The sequence below is a fragment of the Cupriavidus sp. GW821-FHT02F09 genome (assembly GCF_059421605.1).
Genome location: NZ_JBWKVH010000034.1, coordinates 1 through 20723, shown reverse-complemented (window position 1 = coordinate 20723; position 20723 = coordinate 1). Strand labels below are relative to the sequence as shown.

Genomic DNA, 20723 nt, shown 5'->3' with positions numbered 1-20723 from the left:
CTTGTAGTGCCCCGGGGGCCCACCGTGAATATGTTGAGACTGCTGAAGCTCGTTTTGCTGGCCTCGCTGGCGCTAGTGTCGATCACCGGCCGCACGGATGACACCGATATCTTCAATCAGCCGCCAGGCGTGAAATCGCCGGCGCCGAACATCCTGTTTATCCTGGACAACACGGCGAACTGGTCGAAGGCCTCGCAACAGTGGGTCGGATCGGCAACGCAGGGCCAGGCGGAACTGACGGCCATCAAGAACTTTGTGGCTGGCCTGAAGCAGCCGGCCAATGTGGGCCTGATGATGTTGTCCCTGGCCAACAAGCGCGATGGCGGCTACTTGCGCTATGGCATACGCGACATGAGCGTGGCTGCCAATAACACTGCGTTACAGAACATCGTTGGCGGCATCGATGTCAATGCTCCGGATGAAAAGATTGACCAGTCGTCCGGCGACTACGCCAACGCCTTGTATGAAGCCTGGCTCTATCTCAATGGTTCCAACAGTTGGGCGGGCATGGACCCGCTCGCGGATTACTCTGGCAATGCCGGAACCAGCAAGGACAATCTGACAACCTCCGCCATCGGCGGCTTGTCCTCGGGTTATGCCTACAAGGGCTCTGCCAATGGTTCGGCTTACAACAGGCCGTCCGGCGGCAGCGGCTGTGCGCACACCTACATCATCTTCATCGGCAACAACCGACAGGGCCAGTTGCCGCCCGTGCCTGCCAGCACGGACCCGGCCGCCACCACGCTGGCGAAATACCCTGGGTATTCCACGATCTCGAATGTCCAGGCTGCCTGGGCCCGTTTCCTGAAGTTGCGCCCGGACCTCGGCGCCGGTAGCGCGGCCGCTGCGAACGGATCCGTGACCACTTTCACCATCGACGCTTACAACGCGCAGCAGAACACCGCTTTCACGGCCATGATGAAGAGCGTCGCCGGCAATGGCGGCGGCGACTACTTCCAGGCCGGCAGTGATACCGCTCTGGCGGTGGCGTTGAGCAATATCCTGGCTCAGATCCAGGCGGTGAACTCAGTCTTCGCGTCGGTTTCCCTGCCGGTGTCGGTAAGCGTGCGTGGCACCTATCTGAACCAGGTGTACCTGGGCACGTTCCGCCCGGACGCCTATGCCAAACCGAACTGGGTCGGCAACCTGAAGCAGTACCAACTGGCTGTGGACTCGACCGGCAACGTGTATATGGCCGATAGCGTTGGCGCGAAGGTGCTGAGCAGCACAACGGGCTTCGTCAACCCAAATGTGATTAGCTTCTGGACCAATCCCTCAACTTTCTGGGATCCTAATTACTACGTGGATTCGCAGGGCGTGGGAGGCAGTTCGGATTCACCTGACGGCGACCTGGTGGAAAAAGGCGGAGTGGGGCAATACCTGCGCACCACATTTGCGAAGAATCAGGCGAGCCGCAACGTCTATACCTGCACCGGCAGTTGCACGACGGGTTCTTCCTTGTCTGGCACGCCATTCAGCACCAGCAATTCCTCGATCGTAGCCACAATGCTCGGCCTGTCCAGCGGGGCCAATACCGAGCCTGTCATCAATTGGGTGCGAGGGGGCAATACCCTGGCGGACGATCCCCTTGTCGCCAATCCTTCCGCCCCGCCTGTCTACAATATTCGTGGCTTTGCGCACGGTGACGCGCTGCACTCCCGGCCGGCTGTGATCAACTACAACCGCACTGCCGACGACATCGTGGTCTTCTACGGCGCCAACGACGGCATGTTGCATGCTGTCAAGGGTGGCCAGAGTAGTGCCGGCGGAACGGAGCTGTGGAGCTTCATCCCGTCCGAGCATTTCCCGAAGTTCGGCAGGATGTACAACCACTCGCCGTCGATTTCGAGTTCTGCGCCAAAGCCTTATTTCGTGGATGGCTCGTCAACGGCTTATACGGAGTCGGACCCCACCACCGGGGCGGTCACCAAGGCATATCTGTTCCTGACCATGCGTCGGGGCGGGAACTTCATCTATGCCCTGGATGTGACCAACCCAACCGCCCCGAAGCTGCTGTGGAAGCATGGCGCCAGCGATACGGGTTTCGGTGAGCTGGGGCAGACCTGGTCGGACCTGCGCGTCGCGAAGGTGAAGGCCAATCAGGGCAATCCGGTAGTTGTTTTTGGCCTGGGCTACGATGCCACCTACAACGACACCATCGTGCAAGGCACGGCTGGGCCGGCTACCCAGGGCCGCGGTGTGATGGTGCTGGATGCCGCCACTGGCAATCTGGTCTGGCAGGCTGGCGTGGCCGCGACCACCGGCTCAACGGGCTTGAATGTGCCTCTTATGACCTACGCCATTCCCGCCAATATCGCGATCTACGATTCCAACCGCGATGGCTATATCGATCGTCTCTACGCGGTCGATACCGGCGCCAATGTCTGGCGCATTAACATCGGCGACGCCTCGCCGGCTAACTGGACCGTGAACAAACTTGCCTCGCTCGGGGGAAGCGGGGCCGCTGCGCGCAAATTCCTTTACGCGCCTGACATTGTGCCCGCCACCGCGCTGAACCCGACCGATAGCCTGCTGATCGGCTCCGGTGACCGCGAGCACCCGTTCGATACGACCATCCAGAATCGGTATTACATGATCAAGGATGACCACAGCCTGAACGCCGTGCGTTCGACACCCATCACCGAAGGAGCGGCAGGCGCCACGACGGGCGTTGCCGGCCAACTCTATGACGCCACCGCCGATCTGGTTCAGGTCGGCACCCCAGCCCAGATCGCCGCCGCCACGACGGCGCTATCGACGGCAAGCGGCTGGTACGTGACGCTTGCTGCGGGGGAGAAGGTTGTCAGTGGCTCCACCACACTGTCCGGCACTGTCATGTTTACCACCAACATCCCGGCTACCGCGGCTACCAATTCGTGTACGGGAAACCTCGGGGAAGCGCGGTACTACATGATGAATTACCTAACCGCCGCTTCCACCAGTGATCTCACAGGCGACGGCGGCTTGACGGCCGCAGATCGCTATCTAGTGCTGACCGGCGGCGGCTACGCGCCCACGCCGGTCCCGATTTCGGTCCAGATCGGCGGCAATACGTACCAGGCGGCCGTCAGCGGCACCAATGTATTCACGCCGTCCGGACCTACGTTGGGTCGTCGCTATCGTACTTATTGGCGCGGGATTATCGACTAGGGGCGGCGCTTAGCGCAGGAGGTCGGCAGTCGTACCCGAGTACTCTCAGGCCCCGTCGTCATCTACTTCTAGACCGACCCAGCGGCGGCCGAGCGGCAAGTGCGGTCGGCCGGCATGTTTCCGGACGACGCCATCCTCAATCGGACGTTTGAGCGGGCAAATCAGCGATCAGTGGCCTGAGCGCGAGGCATAAGACTTCCAATCCCATCCCGCAGATGATGTCATACCAAATGGCAGCCATTTGGCATAAAAAGCCATTCAAAATCAATGATTTAATCTGGAAATTTGGCGGAAGCGGTGAGATTCGAACTCACGGATGGGTCACCCCATCGGCAGTTTTCAAGACTGCTGCCTTAAACCACTCGGCCACGCTTCCCGGGGGAAGAGCAGGCATTGTAGCGCGAACAGGGAAGGCCCCTGTCCGTGCCGCATGCTGCTTCGATGCTGGCGCTACGGCCAGCGCCGCGCATTATAGCAAGGCCGCGCGGCCTGGGGGCATGAGAAAATGCCTGTGGCCTTGTCGGTGCCTGTCGGACACGGCGGAACCTTCAATCCGGATTCATGCTCCTATCATGCGTGAGGGGAGTCGTGCCCATGTGGGCGCTCCCTCCTGTTCCATGCAGTAGCAGTCAATCGAGGAGAATAACCAATGAACGGCAAGACTCTGTTGGGCGTGGCGGCGGCGGCCGCGGTGGTGGGTTTGGCGGGTTGCGCGGCGCCCGGTGGTGGTTATGGCGGCGGCTATGGTGGTGGCTACGGTGCGCCGCAGCAAGCAGCCTATCAGGCACCGCCCCCGCCCCCGGGCACCAACACCTACCAGGCGCCCGCGAATTCGGTGTTCTATGGCCGGGTGGAATCGATCGAGCCGGTGACGACGCAGCAAAACAGCTCGGGCTTGCTCGGCACGGTAATCGGCGGCGTGGCCGGCGGCTTGCTGGGCCACCAGATCGGCGGGGGCACCGGCAATACCATTGCCACCATCGGCGGCGCCGTGGCGGGTGGCGTGGCGGGCAACCAGATCGAGAAGCGCGCAGGCAGCAGCACCGATACCGTGTATCGCGTCAACGTGCGGCTGGACGATGGCCGCATGGCTACCGTGACGCAACGCAACGTAAGCAGTCTGCGCATCGGTTCCCGCGCCCAGGTGGCCAACGACATGGCGACGCCGTACTGACCGGCGTGCCTTCGCGCCGCGCACGCGAGCAAAACGGCCACCCTCGGGTGGCCGTTTTGCTTGTGGCAGCGTGGTATGCGATCAACCTTTCAGGAACATCTCCTGCAGGTCGTTCAGGAAGCGCCGTCCCAGTTCTGTGGGCTTGATGGTAGCGAGATCCGCTTCCAGCAGGCCTTTCTTTTCGGCGGCGGCCAGGTCGCGGCTGATGGTGTGCAGCGGCAGCCCGGTGTGGTCGAAGAACGTGCTGGCCGGCACGCCGTCAGTGAGACGCAGCGCGTTCAGCATGAACTCGAAGGGCAGGTCGGCTGCGCCGACATCGTGCTGCTCCTGCACTGCGTTGCCGGCCATGGCCTGCGCCATATACGTGGCGGGATGCTTGTGGCGCATCTGGCGCAGCACCCGGTGCGGGAACGATAGCTTGCCGTGCGCGCCGGCCCCGATGCCCAGGTAGTCGCCAAAGCGCCAGTAGTTCAGGTTGTGGCGCGCTTGCCGGTGCGGCCGGGCGTAGGCCGAGGTTTCGTAGTGGACGTAGCCCGCCTGCGCGGTGCGTGCTTCGATCAGGTCCTGCATTTCATACGCGCTGTCGTCATCCGGCAGCGCCGGCGGGAACTTGGCGAACAGCGTGTTGGGCTCCAGCGTCAGGTGATAGAGCGACAGGTGCGTGGTGTTGAACGAGAGTGCCGTCTCCAGGTCATTGGCACATTCCGCCATCGTCTGGCCAGGCAGCGCGTACATCAGGTCGAGGTTGACGTTGTCGAAGTTGTCCAGCGCGATGCCGATCGCCGCGCGGGCTTCGGCGCCGCCGTGGATGCGGCCAAGCGCGGCAAGATGGCGGTCGTTGAAACTCTGGATGCCGATGGACAAGCGGTTGATGCCGCTGGCGCGATAGCTGGCGAAGCGCTCTGCTTCGAACGTGCCGGGGTTGGCCTCCATCGTGATCTCGGCGTCGGCGTCCAGCGGCAACAGCGCGCGGATATCCGACAGCAGCCGGTCCATGCCGGCGGCCGACAGCAGGCTAGGCGTGCCGCCTCCGATGAATACCGTGTGCACCTGGCGGCCCCACACCAGCGGCAGTGATTGCTCCAGGTCGGCGCGCAGCGCGTCCAGGTAGGCGTCTTCCGGGATGTCGTGGCTGTCCGCCGCGCCGGGCACGGCATGCGAGTTGAAATCGCAGTACGGGCACTTTCGCACGCACCACGGAATATGCACGTAGAGCGACAGCGGCGGGGAGCCGGGCAGCGCGAGCTGGCCCGGCTGCAGCCACAATGACTTGGTATCGGCGGGGGCGCTGGCGCCCGTGGACGCCAGGGGAACGATCGGGATCATGGGCAGCCAGTCCCGGGGCCGCCGGCCTGCAGGCGCTCGGTCAGCGCTTTGAGCGCGAGCGCACGGTGGCTGACGGCGTTTTTTTCCTCGGCGCTCAACTCGGCCGCGGTCTTGCCCAGGTGCGGCAGCAGGAAGTGTGGGTCGTAGCCAAAGCCGGCGTTGCCGCGCGGCGCGTCGACCACCTCGCCAGCCCACACGCCCTCGGCGATCACCGGCCGCGGATCCTCGGCATGGCGCACCAGCACCAGCACACAGTAGTAGTAGGCGTGGCGGTTGAGCTTGCCGGCCAGCTGCGAGATGAGGTGCGCGTTGTTGGCGGCATCGGACTTGGGCTTGCCCACGAGTTGCGCATAACGCGCCGAGTAGACGCCCGGCGCGCCATCCAGCGCGTCGACGCAGATGCCGGAGTCATCCGCCAGCGCGGGCAGGCCGGCCAGGCGGCTGGCGTGGCGCGCCTTGGTGAGGGCGTTCTCGACGAAGGTGGCGTAGGGCTCCTCGGCCTCGGCAATGCCGAGCTGCCCCTGCGGGACCACCTCGAAGCCGAGCGGCGCCAGCAGCGCGCCAAACTCGCCGAGCTTGCCGGGGTTGTTGGAGGCGAGGACCAGGCGTTGCATGGCGTTCACCGTATCAGGCCAGGCCCAGCGCGCGGCGCTGGTGCGCCACCAGTTCGGCGATGCCTTGCTCGGCGATGCGCGTCATCGCATCGAGATCGGCACGGCTGAACGGCACGCCCTCGGCGGTGCCTTGCACTTCGACAAAGCCGCCGCTGCCGGTCATCACCACGTTCATGTCGGTGTCGCAGTTGCTGTCCTCGGCATAATCCAGGTCGAGCACGGCCACGCCATCCACCATGCCAACCGACACGGCGGCAACGAAGTCGCGGATCGGGCTGGCCTTGATCTGGCCGTCGCGCAGCATGGCGGAAACAGCGTCATGGGCGGCCACGAACGCGCCGGTGATGGCCGCGGTGCGGGTGCCGCCATCGGCCTGCAGCACGTCGCAGTCCAGGTGAATGGTGAATTCGCCCAGCGCGGACAGATCGAACACCGAGCGCATCGCGCGGCCGATCAGGCGCTGGATCTCCTGCGTGCGCCCGGTCTGCTTGCCGCGGGCGGCTTCACGGTCCGAGCGCGTGTGGGTGGCGCGCGGCAGCATGCCGTACTCGGCGGTGACCCAGCCTTCGCCGCTGCCCTTCTTGTGGGGGGGCACCTTGGCCAGCACGCTGGCGGTGCACAGCACCTTGGTGTCGCCAAAGGCACTCAGGACAGCACCTTCGGCGTGGCGGGTGTAGTGGCGGGTCAGAGCAATAGGGCGCAGCGCATCGGCTGCGCGTCCGCTGGGTCGCATGTGGGGGTTTTCTCGGAAATCGATTCAGGACCCGGATTTTAACGCCGCCGGGCTGCGCGTGCGCGTCCTGCGCCAACTCCCCCCGCGGGGGCGTGCGAATTCCCGCGCCATTGCGGCGCGGGCGGTACTTTGGCCCGGGCTCAGCGCATGAAATTGCTGGTCTTGTCGATCGCCGCGCGGATCTCAGCGATGGAGCGCTCGATCTCCTCCTCGGAGAGCAGGTCGGTATCGCCGCCGTTGTTCTCCAGGATCGAGGTGGTGAACGTGTTGAGCGGCAGGGTCTCGGTGGCGACCGAGTCCTCGTTGGACAGGTGGGCGTCGAGTTCCCACATCATGGCGATGGCTGTGGTGTTGTCGGCGCCGTCGCCGGCGTTGTGCAGCGCCTGCTCGATCAGGTCCGGGATGGCATGCACCACGGACAAGTTGGTGACCTTCTCGATCAGCAGTTGCTCTTCGATGCTGCCCCACAGCCCGTCGGAGCACAGCAGCGCCACGTCGCCCGGCTCCAGCCGCAGCGGGCCGCCGATATCGATCAGCGGCAGGTTGGGCGAACCCAGGCAGTTGTAGAGCTTGTTGCGCTCGGGGTGGTTGGCCACATCCATTGGCAGCACGCGCTCCTGCTGCAGCAGGTTCTCGATCTTGGAGTGGTCGCGCGTGCGGGTCAGCAGGTTGCCCTTGCGCACCAGGTAGAGGCGCGAGTCGCCGGCGTGGGCCCAGTGGATCTGGCCGTTCTGGACCAGGCAGCAGACCACAGTGGTGCGCGGGACGTCGGCCAGCTGGTTGGCCTCGGCGTAGCGATGGATTTCCCGGTGGGCCAGCATGATGGTGTCCTGCAGGAAATCGGCAGGATTGCGGATCGAAGGCCGGGCCTGGGCCTGGAACTGGCGCGCCAGGGTCTGCAAGGCTTGCTGCGCGGCGACTTCGCCCAGCGCGTGGCCGCCCAGGCCATCGGCCAGCACCATCAGCAGGGCATCCCGCGTAAAGCAATAGCCCATGCGGTCCTGGTTGATGCGGCGGCCGCCTTTTCTGCTTTCCTGGTAGACGGAGAATCGCATGGTGGCTGTAGGAGTCAGTTCTTGAGAGACGGCGGCGTCATCCGCGCGCTCCACCGGCACAGCGTGCGGGCGGGCCGCGAGGCGACGGTTCTCATCATAGTTGTAAATGGTGGCAGAAGGGGGGCACGGAGGCGGCTGCGCATGGCGCGGGGGATGGCGCCACTACGTGCTTTATTCGCCGCTTGCGCCGGCCTCCTTGGCCTGGACTGCCGCGGCTGGCTCCTCGCGCTTGCGCAGCAGCGTCAGGAACCGGCTTGCGAGGGGGCGCTCGGCGGCCGCGGCTGCAGGCGCGGCGGCCTGCTCGCCTAGTGCATTGGTTTGTTCGCGCAGCTCCTTTTGCAGCCGGAACACGCTCTGCGGCCGCTCGGAAGGGGGCAGCCGCAGGCACCATTCGACCAGGTCCACCAGGCCGTCGGTATAGCTGGCGCGCAGTCGCGTGATGGAGTCCGCCATGCGGTCGTCCTTCTCGCGCTGGTTGGCCTCCTGGGGCGGCATGCCGGCCATGCAGGCGTAGAGCGTGGCGCCAAGGCTGTAGATGTCGGTCCACGGGCCCAGCTCGGAATGCTTGCCGTACAGCTCCGGCGCGGCAAAGCCCGGCGTGTACATGGGCTGGAAGCGCGCGGCCTCCATGGTCAGGATCTGGCGGGCGGCACCAAAATCGAGCAGGATGGGCGATTCGTCTTCGCGCAGGTAGATGTTGCCGGGCTTGATGTCCAGGTGCAGCAGCTTGTGGATATGCACTTCGCGCAGGCCGCTCATCAGGTCGTGGAAGACCTTGCGGATGAAGTGTTCGCGCAGCACCTTGGCGCGGCCTTGCTGGCGCGCGTGCAGGATGTGTTCCTGCAGTGTCTTGCCCAGCTCGTAGTTCATCACCATGTAGACGGTGGAATTCTCTCGGAAGAAATTCACCACGCGCACCACGCTGGGATGCGAAATCTTCGCCAGCGAGCGGCCTTCCTCGAAGAAATACTTGAGCCCCAGCCGGAACGACGCCGCGCTTTCCTCGGGCACCACCGGGATCAGCTCGCCGGGCTGGCGGCGTGCCAGCGACGACGGCAGGTACTCCTTTATCGCGACAGGGGAGCCAGTCTCGTCGGTGGCAAGGTAGACGAAACTGAACCCCCCGCTGGCCAACTTCTTTACAATACGATAGTTGGACAGCAGCGTGCCGATGGGCAGCGGTGCGCTCTTTGGAGGTGATGCGCCCTTTGGCTCTGTCATAGGATTCGGGACCTTGATTGCCTCCGGATTGTCCTGACTAATCGAAGACTTGTAAAGAACACAATAGCGGCCATTTTGGCCTCTCTTTTCGGCGTTCAACCAGCGTGGTTGCGGGGCTGCCGGCTCCCCGGGCTGTTTGAACCCATGCGGCCAGATGGCCATTTCGCGAGACTACTTAATGATCCACAGCATGACAGGCTACGGCCTGGCGACGCGCCAGGCGCCGCTGACGGACGCGCAAGGCGCGCCAACCGGCAGGACCGCATCCGTTTCGGTGGAGTTCCGCACAGTCAATTCGCGATTCCTCGACCTGTTTTTCCGGGCTCCCGAAGAATGCCGCGCCTTCGAGCCGGCGCTGCGGGAAATGCTCATGGCGAAGCTGTCGCGCGGCAAGCTGGAATGCCGCATCAACCTGCAGCGCGCCGATGCCGGCGCCGGCGGCACCACGCTGGCGCTCAACGACGCCTTGCTGGCGCAGATCCGCTCGATCGAGGCCACGGTAGCAGCCACCTTCACGCAAGCCGGCTCGCTGCGCATGGGCGAGATCCTGCGCTGGCCCGGCGTGCTGGTTGAGCCCGAGTTGTCGCAGGACGCCCTGCGCGAGGCCGTGACGGGCGCAGCCAAGGAAGCGCTGGGCCAGTTGCTGGAAGCGCGCCGCCGCGAGGGCGACGCGCTCAAGGCCACCCTGGACGAGCGCATCGAAGCCATGCTGGCCATCGTCGAGCGCCTCACGCCCACCATCCCGCAATTGATCGCCCATCACCAGGACAAGCTCACCGAACGCCTGCAGGAGGCCTTCAACCTGGTCGCGCCCGGCGGCATGCCCTCAATGAGCCGAGACGAAATCGGCGAGCGCATCCGCCAGGAAGCCACGGTCTACGGCATCCGCATCGACATCGCCGAAGAGCTGTCGCGCCTGCAGGCCCACCTGAACGAAACCCGGCATATCCTCAAGAAGGGCGGGCAGGTTGGCAAGCGGCTCGATTTCATGATGCAGGAGCTCAACCGCGAAGCGAACACGCTGGGCTCCAAATCAGCGGCCAAAGAACTGGCCGATGCCGCCATGGAACTCAAACTGCTGATCGAGCAGATGCGAGAACAGATTCAGAACCTAGAATAATCATCATGAGTGAAACGTCGTCCCACGTCGCCATCGACACCGCCTATCCCGGCAACCTGTTCATGGTGGTGGCGCCTTCCGGCGCCGGCAAGTCCACCCTGGTCAACGCGCTGCTGGCGCAGGACCAGGCCATTCGCCTATCCATCTCGCACACCACCCGCGCGCCGCGTCCCGGCGAGCAGGATGGCCGCGAATACCACTTCACCACCGTGGACGCGTTCCGCGCGGCGCGCGATCGCGGCGAATTCCTCGAGTGGGCGGAAGTGCACGGCAACTACTACGCCACCTCGCGAGTGTGGATCGAGCAACAGATGGCCCAGGGCAACGATGTGCTGCTGGAAATCGACTGGCAGGGCGCGCAGCAGGTGCACCAGCGTTTTTCCAACGCCATGGAGATCTTCATCCTGCCGCCGTCGCTGCAAGCGCTTGAAGAACGCCTGAACAAGCGCGGCCAGGACGAGCCGAACGTGATCGTGCGCCGCCTGCTGGCAGCAGGCAGCGAGATGGCCCACGCGTCCGAGTCGGACTATGTCATCATCAACGAGGTTTTCGAGCAGGCGCTCGAACAGCTTCGCAGCGTCATCCGCGCTACCCGTCTGCGTTTTTCATCACAAAAGGCGCGTCACGCCGACCTCTTCATCGAGCTCGGTATTCATTGATCCGGAGCGCGGCGGGAACGTTTCTTGCCGCGTGCTGTAAAATAGCCGGCATCGCATAAGGTTTTGTCCCGAGGTGGATTACATATGGCGCGTATTACCGTCGAAGATTGTCTGAAACACATCCCGAATCGCTTCGAGCTCGCGCTCGCGGCAACGTACCGGGCCCGTCAGCTGGTGCAGGGTCACACTCCCAAGGTCGAGGCCAAGGACAAGCCCACGGTTGTGGCGCTGCGCGAGATCGCCTCGGGCCAGATCGGCATCGAGATGCTCAAGAAGGTACCGACCTGATTTTCGGGCGGCGGTGGCCAGTCCTAGCAACGCGTACCTTTGCATTGAGACTCTGCTAACGTACTTGTTCGCGTACTTGCTTAACCAGCCAGATTACAGAAGCCGCCCACATGTCTTCCTCCCAGCCTTCCTCCCCTGTCGCGACGGCCAGCCCCACGGCCACGCCGGCGCGATCGCGCGGAGAAGCCACTGGTGACGCGAGTGGCGATGCAGTGCCACCCGTTCAGCGCAAGCGCGCCGTGCCCGGTCAGTCGACCGTGACGGCGCGTACCGGCGCTCCCAATCTTCCCGATCCGCTTGGCAACGATGTCGTTGGCGAGCGTGCCGTTGCCCCCGCAATGGGTGCAGGCAAGGCAAGAGCCGCCCAGACCGCCGCCGAAAGTGAGCTGAGCGATGCGCCGCAGGGCGCGGCGCCGGGCGATGCGCTCTTCATCGACGCGGTGCTGGCGCAGTCCTATCGTCACTTCTTCGGCCCGACCTCGCAACCCGCAGTGCCCCCGCGCCAGCAGGTGATCTCGATCACCCGGCTGATGGAGAAGCTTGCTTATCTCAAGCCGGCGGATCAGGCGCACGTGCGCGAAGCCTTCCAGTTCTCGGACGAGGCTCACCTCGGCCAGTATCGCCAGAGCGGCGAGCCCTATATCACGCATCCGGTAGCGGTGGCCGAACTGTGCGCCGACTGGAAGCTCGATGTCCAATCCATCATGGCGGCGTTGCTGCACGACGTGATGGAAGACCAGGGCATCACCAAGAGCGAGCTGGCGGAAAAATTCGGCCCCAAGGTGTCCGAGCTGGTCGATGGCCTGACCAAGCTGGACAAGCTCGAATTCCAGAGCCGCGAGCAGGCGCAGGCGGAGAGCTTCCGCAAGATGCTGCTGGCGATGGCGCGCGATGTGCGGGTGATCCTGGTCAAGCTGGCCGACCGCACCCACAACATGCGCACGCTGGATTTCGTGCCGCCGGAAAAGCGGCGCCGGATTGCGCTCGAGACCATGGAGATCTACGCGCCGATCGCGCATCGGCTCGGTCTCAACACCACGTACCGGGAACTGCAGGAACTGTCCTTCAAGGTTGGTTCGCCGTTCCGCTATGCCACGTTGGAAAAAGCGGTCAAGGCCGCGCGCGGCAACCGGCGCGAGGTGGTCAAGCGCATTCTCGAAACGGCGCAGAAGGCGCTGGGCGACGCGGGCATCGTGGCGGAGCTGTCGGGGCGTGAAAAGACGCTCTACAGCATCTACCGCAAGATGCACGACAAGCAGCTGTCGTTCTCGCAGGTGCTCGATGTGTATGGTTTCCGCGTCGTCGTCGAAACCCAGATGCACACCTATATGGCGATGGGCGCGCTGCACGGGCTGTACAAGCCCATGCCGGGCAAGTTCAAGGACTACATCGCCATTCCCAAGATCAACGGCTACCAGTCGTTGCACACCACGTTGGTGGGCCCGTTCGGCACGCCGGTGGAGTTCCAGATCCGCACCCGCGACATGCACCAGATCGCGGAAGCCGGCGTGGCCGCGCACTGGATGTACAAGCATCAGGCCGACCAGGCCAACGATATCCAGCAGCAGGCGCACCAGTGGCTGCAGTCGCTGCTCGATATCCAGAGCCAGACCGGCGATTCGCAGGAATTTCTCGAGCACGTCAAGATCGACCTGTTTCCGGATGCGGTCTATGTGTTCACGCCCAAGGGGCATATCCGCGCGCTGCCGCGCGGCGCCACCGCGCTCGATTTCGCCTATGCCGTGCACAGCGACCTCGGCAACCAGTGCGTGGCGGTCAAGATCAACAACGAGCTGCTGCCGCTGCGCACGGAACTCAAGAGCGGCGATATTGTCGAGGTGGTGACGGCACCGTACTCCAAGCCCAATCCGGCGTGGCTGGCGTTCGTGCGCACCGGCAAGGCGCGCGCGGCCATCCGCCACTATCTCAAGACCACCCGGCTCGACGAAGCCATCCAGCTTGGCGAACGCCTGCTGGAGCAGTCGGCGCGACAGCTCGGCATCGAGCTCAAGGCGCTGCCGCAGTCGGTGTGGGACCGCATGGTGCAGTGGACCGGCAACAAGCACAAGGAGGACATCTTTGCCGACCTGGCGCTGGGGCGGCGCGTGCCGGCCGTCGTGGCCAAGCGCATGGAGATCCTGCTGCAAGAGCTTTCCGGCGATGTCGACAGCGCGCTGCTGGCGGCCGTGCAGACCTTCGCTGGCGAAGAAGCCCCCGCGGTGCCGATCACCGGCGATGAAGGCATGTCGATGATCTTCTCGTCATGCTGCCGGCCGATTCCCGGCGATTCCATCGTCGGCTACCTGGGCAAGGGCGAGGGTTTGCAGATTCACGTCCAGGATTGCAAGATAGCCAAGCGCCTGCACAGCAAGGACCCGGAGCACTGGATCGATGTGATGTGGGCGAAGAAGACCACGCGCTCGTTCGATGTGTCGATCAAGGTGATGGTGCGCAACGTCAAGGGCATCGTCGCCCGCGTGGCGGCCGACCTGACTTCGGCCGACGCCAACGTTGCGCACGTGGCGATGGAGCAGCAGGAGGGCGGCCATCAGGAAGCCACCTACATGCAGTTCATCATCCAGGTGCAGAACCGCCTGCATCTTGCCAACGTGATGCGGGCTCTGCGGCGCAACCCCGACGTCATCCGCATCTTCCGCGACCGCAACGACGGCTGACGCAGCCTTCCCGCACGCAAGCACTGAGCCCGGCCGAGCCGGGCTCAGTGCTTTTCCGGCTGCGCGGCGGCGATCGGTTACGCTTCCCTGCCGGGATAGCTGACTTTCAGGATATCGATCTGCTCCACCCCGGCTGGCGTGCGCAGCGGCACCGTATCGCCTTCGCGCGCCTTGAGCAGCGCGCGCGCGATCGGCGAGATCCAGCTCACGTGGTTGCTGTCGAGGTCGACCTCGTCGGTGCCGACGATCGTCACGGTGGTTTCCTCGCCGGCCTGGTCGGCATAGGTGACGGTGGCGCCGAAAAAGATCTGGTCGTTGTCGCCCTGCAGGGACGGGTCCACCACCTCAGCCTTCTCCAGGCGCTTGGTCAGGAAGCGGATGCGGCGGTCGATCTCGCGCAGGCGCTTCTTGCCGTAGTGATAATCGCCGTTCTCGGAACGATCGCCATTGGATGCGGCCCACGAAACGATCTGGACCACCTCCGGGCGCGCCGTGTCGATCAGGTGCATCAGTTCATCGCGCAAGCGCTGGTAGCCTTGCGCCGAGATGTAGTTCTTGGTGCCGGGTGGCAGCGGGGTGGCGCCTTCGGGAAGGTCGTCGTCCTCGTCGCCGGGTGACTCTTTGACAAATGCCTTGTTCATGATCCGATCACATCTGCGGGGCTGTCATTATAGGAAGCGGCGGCCTGCCGGCGGGAAAAGCAAAAAAAGTGGGGCAGGGGGGTTCCCAAATTTCAAAAGTACGTTATAATTTCTTTCTCGAGTGCGGCTGTAGCTCAGTTGGATAGAGTACTTGGCTACGAACCAAGGGGTCGTGGGTTCGAATCCTGCCAGCCGCACCACTCATTGCAAAAAGAGCTTCCAGAAATGGAAGCTCTTTTTTCATTTTGGCTTCTGCTGTCACTCTCGGTTCCTAGTCTGGCCATTCTACGGCGTTCCGCCGCGCGTCGACGGTAATCGCTGCGATTGAGACTTGTCTCATCGTCTGCCGAGCTTCCTCTCGCTAATCTCTATTCCGGTGCGCATCCTCGCGCGTTCATAACCGGATTGCTCTCTTGCTGCTGCTTCCCGATCTGCCGGGCCGAGCGATCGCGCTTTCCTCTGGAGCGTCTTGCGATGCGATCGTTGCCGTGGTTCGTCTGTGCCGCCGTGCTCGCCGTTGTGGCCAGTGCCGCATGCCGTCAGCGCAAGCCGGGCATGCCGCCAGCCGCGTTGCCGCCAGCGGCGGAGCGCGGGCCGGTCTTGCAAGACCGTGTCTGTAGCCAGGCGATCGAGGGCAAGGCTGCGTCGGCCATCGGCGAGCGCACGTGCAGTTTGCTGGTGGGCTTTTTGCACGATGCGCGGTTGACCCTTAACGTCAGCACCCTTGCCACCGGTGTGGATTCGCGCACGCAGGCGGGCGCGCTGGCTGCCGACTGGCATATCCATACGGCCGGCGAGGCGCGGGGCACGCTGGCGTGGCTGCTGGAGGAGGGGCACCGCGCGCTGTATCCGCAGGTCTGCCGGATCCTGTTCTCGGTGCCGCGCACGGCGCGCGAGCGTGAGATCGTGCTGCTCAATGATCGCTTCGATCCGGTGCGCCTTGCCCATTGCATTGACAATCTCGAGCGCGCCATGCCGGACCTGCGCGCGAGTCGCCTGCTCGGCTCGCGGGTCGATCTTGCGCGTGGCGTGCTGGCCTGGGACATGAGCCGGGCGATACATGTCGCGCGGGCCGCCTACGACTGTGGCATGCAAACCGAGGCGCAGTCCTGGGCCGTGATCGAGCAGGCGGCGTCGCAGGTCTTCGCGCAGATGGCGTCCTGGCAGGAGGTTGCGGTGAGCTACCTGCTGGGCCGGGCAATGTGGGCCGGGCCTGGCGCGGGTTTGCAGCGGCAGCTGGCGTTTGTCCGGCATTGCCTCGACGATTCGGATAGTCCTATGCGCGGGGTGCGCTATCACGCTGCGCGCCATGGTGTATAGGCGCGCACCGTCTTGCGGGGCTGGTGTTGGCGGCCTAGGCTGGTTCAGGAGCGCCGGGGGGGGCGCCAAGCGCTATGCTTCTTGCTTGCGGCAAGAACCACGGGGATATCCAATGAGCAATGCGGACTGGCGGGTGGAAGCCTATCGGGGCATGGACGTCTATGTCCTCATATCGAGGCCGGGCGATGGCGGCGTTCCGGCTTTGGGCAAGGTTGCCCAGTGGGGGTACGAGGTGCGCGTCTGCCAGGAGGGCGCGGATCCCTCCGATGCCGGCGACATTGAGCGCTTGTCGGGCGACGGCGCGCAGTTTGCTACCCGGCACGCTGCCGAAGTTGCTGCGTTCGCTGCGGCCTATCAGCTCGTGGATAGGCTGGTGGGGCCGGTGACGGACTAGCGGGCATGTCGTCCTTGCCGTGCGCGAGGTGTGCTCGATGGCGGGTTTTTCACGATGACGTCACAAAGCGATTGCAATGCGCGGCGGGATCCACCATAATCCGGCCTCTCGGACGCGGGGTGGAGCAGTTGGCAGCTCGTCGGGCTCATAACCCGAAGGTCGCAGGTTCAAGTCCTGCCCCCGCAACCAAAGACCTTTTCTGGTCTCCGAAGCTAGTCTCCGGGCCGTCCTGGCCAAGTTCTGCAAATTCCCAAAGGTACGAAACCCGAGCGTTGCGCGGGGCCGCTTTGCATTGCGTGCGCCATGGGTTCGCGCTGATCAGTGCCGCCCGCGGCCGCCTCCGCTGCGTCCGCCTCGTGCGCCTCCCGTACCTCCCGTACCTCTCCAGCCACCACCGCCATGGTAGTAGCCGTGCGCCATGCCGGAGTGATAGTGATAGCCGCCGTAGTATCGTGGCCCGCCCGCGTGGTAGCCGGGGCCGCGATAGTAGCCATAGCCGTGATAGCCGTGATAGCCGTGATAGCCGCCGTAACCGTAGTAGAAGGCGGGGCCGTAGAACCCGCCATAGTAGGGCAGCGCGTAGTCGTACCCATACCCGTAGGCGTAAGTACCAGCGGGATAGGCTACGCCGCCCTCGTGGAACCCGTAGGGATCGTAGGGGTTGTAGCTGTCGTAAGGGTCGTAGTAAGGGTATCCGGCGCATGCGCCCACGCACAGCACTGTCACAGTTAACAACAAGCGGAGCAAGGCGCGGTGCATGGGGCTTCGGGTTCGCCAACGGATCGCGCCCGGCGGGCGCCGGGCGATAACAATAAGAGACTGTGATCCGCTGAGTGGTTCAGTGTCGCGCTGGCTTGCGCCCGCACAGCGCCTGCCAGAGATTCAGGCGGGCGCCCGGGCCAGTTCGGCCGCGCGCGAAAACGTGTCTCGCACTTGCGGCTGGCCTTCGCGCGCCGCTGCCTCGGACCGGGCCGTCAAGCGCTCGATCAGCACGCGCAGGTTATTGCCCTGCGGGGCGGTCTTGCTTGCGCCGCACTGACCGACGGCCTCGCGCACGACCTGTCCCAGTTCCTCGGTCACATCCGCGCCATCGAAGGCGCTGATCGACAGGGCGGAAATCTGCTCGAGGTAGAGGTTGACCAACGCTTCGTCGTGTACCGGTTCGGGCATTTCCGTCTCCTTGGCAATGTGGACTGGGTGCAATCCATTGTAGTAGGCCGCATGCCCGACGCATGTCGGCACAAGGCCTACAGGGCGGCTCCCCTGTACAGGGCTTGCGTCAGGTCAAGGTCAGTCGTTACTGATAATGATTCCCATTTGTATGATCGATGGCTTTCTCTTACAATCGGCGCTCGCCTGGGGCACGGCAAGGTGCCCCAGGCCAACCGTCTTGCCGAGGTAATTGAAATCATGATGCTGCAGATCCCCGATGTGCTGACAAAGGCGCAGATTGCCCAATGCCGCGCCTGGATGGACGCGGCTGAGTGGACCGACGGCAACGCCACTTCCGGGCATCAGTCGGCATTGGCCAAGCGCAACCTCCAACTGCCCGAAGGCTCGCCGGTAGCGCGCCAGGTAGGCGACCTGATCCAGGATGCGCTGGGCGCCAATCCGCTCTTTATCTCGGCCGCGCTGCCACTCAAGGTCTATCCGCCCTTGTTCAACCGCTACGAGGGCGGGCACGCGTTCGACAACCATATCGACAACGCGATCCGCCACCTGCGCGGCACCAACTTCCGCGTGCGCAGCGACCTCTCGGCGACGCTGTTCCTGACGGAGCCGGAAGACTACGACGGCGGCGAACTGGTGGTGGAGGATACCTACGGGCAGCAACGCGTGAAGCTGCCAGCGGGGCATATGGTGCTGTACCCGGCGACCAGCCTGCACCACGTCAGCCCGGTCACGCGCGGCGCGCGCGTGTCGTCATTTTTCTGGATTCAAAGCATGGTGCGCGACGAGGGTCAGCGTTCGGTACTGTTTGAGCTCGATACGCAGATCCAGCGTGTCGGCCAGGCACTGGGGCACAAGGACGCGGCCGTGGTGGGGCTTACCGGCGTGTATCACAACCTGCTGCGGCGCTGGGCCGACGCCTGAGCGGCGGCGTGGGAAACGAGGGAAACGGGGGAGCGAAGCGGGGAGGGGATGTTGAGGCAGGATGCCTCGGCTTGATACTCGCGAATCGCCGGCATCGGCCAGCCATTCGCGATGCATGGTGCAGCGAGGCTAGCGGCGATCCCGGTGCTGCGGTGGCAGCGGGGCCATGGCTACGCGTCGTCGCGCGGGCTTGAGCGCGCGCTGCATCGGCCAGAACACGTATTGGGTATGCGGATCCATCGGCTTGCCGAAGTAGGACACCCACACCTGCACGCCCTGTTCGGTTTCTGCAACGATGGCAGCCACTGCGCGGGCTGCGACTGCGGGAGATTTGAGCAAGGTAGCCAGCGCTTCGACACCTTGGACCACGTGGTGCTTGACACCACTGAACCATGCGTATTGACGCATGGCTGACAACAAACGCTCGGTCATGAACTCTGGTGTTTGGTTGGAAGTAAAGATCAGACCGGAGCTTACACGCTTTGTTCATTGCTGATTGATGGGACCTGTCTATCGCTTACCCTGAGTCATCGGATGTCCCTGTCCCCGTCCCAGGCGCGGGTGCGGGTGCCGGGCCCGGTGCCTGTTGTCATTGCGTCATTGTGCCAATGCGCCAGTGCCGATCGGCCACCACATTGACAACGCAAGGGCCGAGGATTAGCGTCATCAACAGGACCATCCGACCCTTGAAGCCTTCCTGGGAGCTTGCCGATGACCGAAGACATGCTGCTGCAACTGATGGTGGAAGTCGAGAAGGAAGACCCCATCGACTATGCCGACCTGCCTTTCGACGACGCCACGCTGCGCGCGTTGGTGTGCCGCCTGGTGGCGCAGCGCTCCAGCGCCATGGAGACGGCCGGCATGCCGGTGGACGCGTTGCTGGCGACCATGTGGGCTTCCACCGCCAAGCTGGTGCTGGAGAACATGGTACTCAACGCGCGCCTGCTGACGCTGCAGGGCTTGCCGGACGACGCCAACGCGCTGATCGAGCGCATCGCCCGGCAATCCCGCGGCACGCCCTGAGGCGGGGCCGCCCTCCGGCGGCTTAGGCCGCTTGCGCCGCCGATCCTGAGCGATGGATCGGCGTGTGGCGTATCGCTATCATCCAGCAGGGCGCCTCCCATTTCGATACACTACGGGTTTTCGCCCCCGACACCGTCGCGTTGCTACGCGTATGCAACTGCGCGCGGTACTGCTGATATGGAGGATTTCGGGTGATCAAGTGGATAATCGTCGCGGCGTACCTGGGAGCGATCCTGTACGTGCATTTCCGCGGCAAGGTGAGGCTGCGCATCTGGCGCCAGTTGCTCGACCATTCGGCCCTGGTGGCCCCGGTCAACTGCTTCATGTACATCTTTTCCGGCGTGCCGCGCACGCCCTACATCCCCGTCGAGCGTTTTCCCGAGCTGGAGAAGATCCGCGCTGCGTGGCCGGAGATTCGCGACGAAGGCCTGGCCCTGGCTGCCATGCGCAAGATCAAGGCCGCCGACAAGAACAACGATGCCGGTTTCAACTCGTTTTTCAAGTACGGCTGGAAGCGTTTCTACCTGAAATGGTACGAAGCCCGCCATCCGTCGGCCGAGGTCCTGTGCCCGCGCACGGTGGAGCTGCTGCGCGGCCTGCCGAGCGTGAAGGCGGCGATGTTCGCCGAGCTGCCGCCTGGCGGCAAGCTGAATCCGCACCGCGATCCGTTCGCGGGCTCGCTGCGTTATCACCTGGGCCTGGCCACGCCTAACGACGACCGCTGCTTTATCGAGGTCGACGGCGAGCGCCATAGCTGGCGTGATGGCGAGGGCGTGGTGTTCGACGAGACCTACCTGCACTGGGCGGAGAACAAGAGCGACAGCAATCGGCTGATCCTGTTTTGCGATATCGAGCGTCCGATGCGCTTCGGCTGGGCTGGCAAGATCAACCGCTGGCTGGGCCGCAAGGTCATGACCGCGGCGAGCTCGCCCAACGAAGAGTCCGACCAGACCGGCATGATCAACCGCCTGTTCCGCTTTGTCTGGATTTGCGGCCAGTATCGCCGGCGTTTCAAGGCGTGGAGCCGGCCGGCTTACTACGTGGTCAAGTTCGGCCTGATCGCCGCCGGCGTGGCGCTGATCGTGTACCTGTAACGCTCGAAAGCTCGAAAGCTCGAAAGCGTTACTGCGCAAGAAGAATGGGCCGGCTGATGCCGGCCCTCAGATTGCTGACAAAGCCTCCCCAACGCGGGAGGCTTTGTTCATAATGGAGCGATGCTAAGAGCACCCGCCCCTT

The 20723-nt window shown here is 64.1% G+C and carries 20 protein-coding genes and 3 tRNA genes; 13 read left to right on the top strand and 10 right to left on the bottom strand.

Features of this window, described 5'->3' with window-relative positions:
* Positions 1–30 precede the first annotated feature (30 nt).
* Entirely contained in the window at positions 31–3150 is a 3120-nt protein-coding gene (locus tag AC07XB_RS28435) for a pilus assembly protein (RefSeq protein ID WP_492831804.1), read from the top strand.
* Positions 3151–3436: 286 nt separating this feature from the next.
* On the opposite strand, the gene AC07XB_RS28430 is transcribed toward AC07XB_RS28435, so the two are convergent.
* Positions 3437–3526, bottom strand: a tRNA-Ser gene (locus AC07XB_RS28430).
* A 273-nt stretch (positions 3527–3799) separates the two neighbouring features.
* On the opposite strand from AC07XB_RS28430, the gene AC07XB_RS28425 reads away from it, so the two are divergent.
* The gene (locus AC07XB_RS28425; protein ID WP_492375004.1) at positions 3800–4324 is read left to right on the top strand and encodes an outer membrane lipoprotein; all 525 of its coding nucleotides are present in this window, start codon (positions 3800–3802) and stop codon (positions 4322–4324) included.
* Between the two features lie 81 nt (positions 4325–4405).
* Here the strand turns inward: AC07XB_RS28425 and hemW are convergent, their stop codons facing one another.
* From hemW to AC07XB_RS28400, 5 genes are all read right to left on the bottom strand, one after another.
* Positions 4406–5650: a radical SAM family heme chaperone HemW gene (gene hemW / locus AC07XB_RS28420; RefSeq protein ID WP_492375005.1), complete on the bottom strand. Its 1245-nt coding sequence runs from the start codon at positions 5648–5650 to the stop codon at positions 4406–4408.
* Positions 5647–6264 (bottom strand): RdgB/HAM1 family non-canonical purine NTP pyrophosphatase, encoded by a 618-nt coding sequence (gene rdgB / locus AC07XB_RS28415; RefSeq protein ID WP_492375006.1) that lies wholly within the window; start codon positions 6262–6264, stop codon positions 5647–5649. Before rdgB ends, hemW begins: the two co-directional genes overlap by 4 nt.
* 13 nt (positions 6265–6277) lie before the next feature.
* Positions 6278–6997 (bottom strand): ribonuclease PH, encoded by a 720-nt coding sequence (rph, locus tag AC07XB_RS28410; protein ID WP_150986278.1) that lies wholly within the window; start codon positions 6995–6997, stop codon positions 6278–6280.
* 140 nt (positions 6998–7137) lie between these two features.
* Positions 7138–8052 carry a PP2C family protein-serine/threonine phosphatase gene (locus AC07XB_RS28405; protein WP_492375007.1) on the bottom strand — a complete coding sequence of 305 codons (915 nt, stop codon included), beginning with the start codon at positions 8050–8052 and terminating at the stop codon, positions 7138–7140.
* A 171-nt stretch (positions 8053–8223) separates the two neighbouring features.
* Complete coding sequence (locus tag AC07XB_RS28400) at positions 8224–9273, bottom strand: serine/threonine protein kinase (RefSeq protein WP_492375008.1); 1050 nt, start codon at positions 9271–9273, stop codon at positions 8224–8226.
* 178 nt (positions 9274–9451) lie between these two features.
* On the opposite strand from AC07XB_RS28400, the gene AC07XB_RS28395 reads away from it, so the two are divergent.
* The 4 genes from AC07XB_RS28395 (at position 9452) to AC07XB_RS28380 (ending at position 14015) form a co-directional block, all read left to right on the top strand.
* Positions 9452–10393 carry a YicC/YloC family endoribonuclease gene (locus AC07XB_RS28395; protein WP_150986275.1) on the top strand — a complete coding sequence of 314 codons (942 nt, stop codon included), beginning with the start codon at positions 9452–9454 and terminating at the stop codon, positions 10391–10393.
* A gap of 5 nt (positions 10394–10398) precedes the next feature.
* Positions 10399–11052: a guanylate kinase gene (gene gmk / locus AC07XB_RS28390; protein WP_043344606.1), complete on the top strand. Its 654-nt coding sequence runs from the start codon at positions 10399–10401 to the stop codon at positions 11050–11052.
* A gap of 84 nt (positions 11053–11136) precedes the next feature.
* Positions 11137–11340 (top strand): DNA-directed RNA polymerase subunit omega, encoded by a 204-nt coding sequence (gene rpoZ, locus AC07XB_RS28385; protein ID WP_006162413.1) that lies wholly within the window; start codon positions 11137–11139, stop codon positions 11338–11340.
* Between the two features lie 257 nt (positions 11341–11597).
* A complete protein-coding gene (locus AC07XB_RS28380) occupies positions 11598–14015 on the top strand; it encodes a RelA/SpoT family protein (protein WP_492375025.1) in 2418 nt (805 codons plus the stop codon).
* Between the two features lie 77 nt (positions 14016–14092).
* Here the strand turns inward: AC07XB_RS28380 and greB are convergent, their stop codons facing one another.
* Positions 14093–14656, bottom strand: a complete 564-nt coding sequence (gene greB / locus AC07XB_RS28375; RefSeq protein WP_492375010.1) for a transcription elongation factor GreB — start codon at positions 14654–14656, stop codon at positions 14093–14095.
* A 123-nt stretch (positions 14657–14779) separates the two neighbouring features.
* Between greB and AC07XB_RS28370 the strand changes: the two genes are divergently transcribed.
* From AC07XB_RS28370 to AC07XB_RS28355, 4 genes are all read left to right on the top strand, one after another.
* Positions 14780–14856: transfer RNA gene (locus AC07XB_RS28370), tRNA-Arg, on the top strand.
* Positions 14857–15130: 274 nt separating this feature from the next.
* A complete protein-coding gene (locus AC07XB_RS28365) occupies positions 15131–15976 on the top strand; it encodes a DUF1266 domain-containing protein (protein WP_492831801.1) in 846 nt (281 codons plus the stop codon).
* Positions 15977–16088: 112 nt separating this feature from the next.
* Positions 16089–16370, top strand: coding sequence for a hypothetical protein (locus AC07XB_RS28360; protein ID WP_492831799.1), 282 nt, complete (start codon positions 16089–16091; stop codon positions 16368–16370).
* 113 nt (positions 16371–16483) lie between these two features.
* Positions 16484–16559 (top strand) — tRNA-Met (locus AC07XB_RS28355).
* Between the two features lie 129 nt (positions 16560–16688).
* On the opposite strand, the gene AC07XB_RS28350 is transcribed toward AC07XB_RS28355, so the two are convergent.
* Entirely contained in the window at positions 16689–17129 is a 441-nt protein-coding gene (locus AC07XB_RS28350) for a hypothetical protein (RefSeq protein ID WP_492831797.1), read from the bottom strand.
* Positions 17130–17252: 123 nt separating this feature from the next.
* Positions 17253–17540 (bottom strand): hypothetical protein, encoded by a 288-nt coding sequence (locus AC07XB_RS28345; protein WP_492375013.1) that lies wholly within the window; start codon positions 17538–17540, stop codon positions 17253–17255.
* Between the two features lie 240 nt (positions 17541–17780).
* Between AC07XB_RS28345 and AC07XB_RS28340 the strand changes: the two genes are divergently transcribed.
* Positions 17781–18464, top strand: a complete 684-nt coding sequence (locus AC07XB_RS28340) for a Fe2+-dependent dioxygenase (protein WP_492831795.1) — start codon at positions 17781–17783, stop codon at positions 18462–18464.
* A gap of 129 nt (positions 18465–18593) precedes the next feature.
* Here AC07XB_RS28340 and AC07XB_RS28335 read toward each other — a convergent pair whose 3' ends face one another.
* Positions 18594–18896, bottom strand: a complete 303-nt coding sequence (locus AC07XB_RS28335) for a hypothetical protein (protein ID WP_492375015.1) — start codon at positions 18894–18896, stop codon at positions 18594–18596.
* Positions 18897–19175: 279 nt separating this feature from the next.
* On the opposite strand from AC07XB_RS28335, the gene AC07XB_RS28330 reads away from it, so the two are divergent.
* Complete coding sequence (locus AC07XB_RS28330) at positions 19176–19487, top strand: hypothetical protein (RefSeq protein ID WP_150986268.1); 312 nt, start codon at positions 19176–19178, stop codon at positions 19485–19487.
* 191 nt (positions 19488–19678) lie between these two features.
* The gene (gene lpxO / locus AC07XB_RS28325; RefSeq protein ID WP_492375016.1) at positions 19679–20581 is read left to right on the top strand and encodes a lipid A hydroxylase LpxO; all 903 of its coding nucleotides are present in this window, start codon (positions 19679–19681) and stop codon (positions 20579–20581) included.
* Positions 20582–20723: the final 142 nt, after the last annotated feature.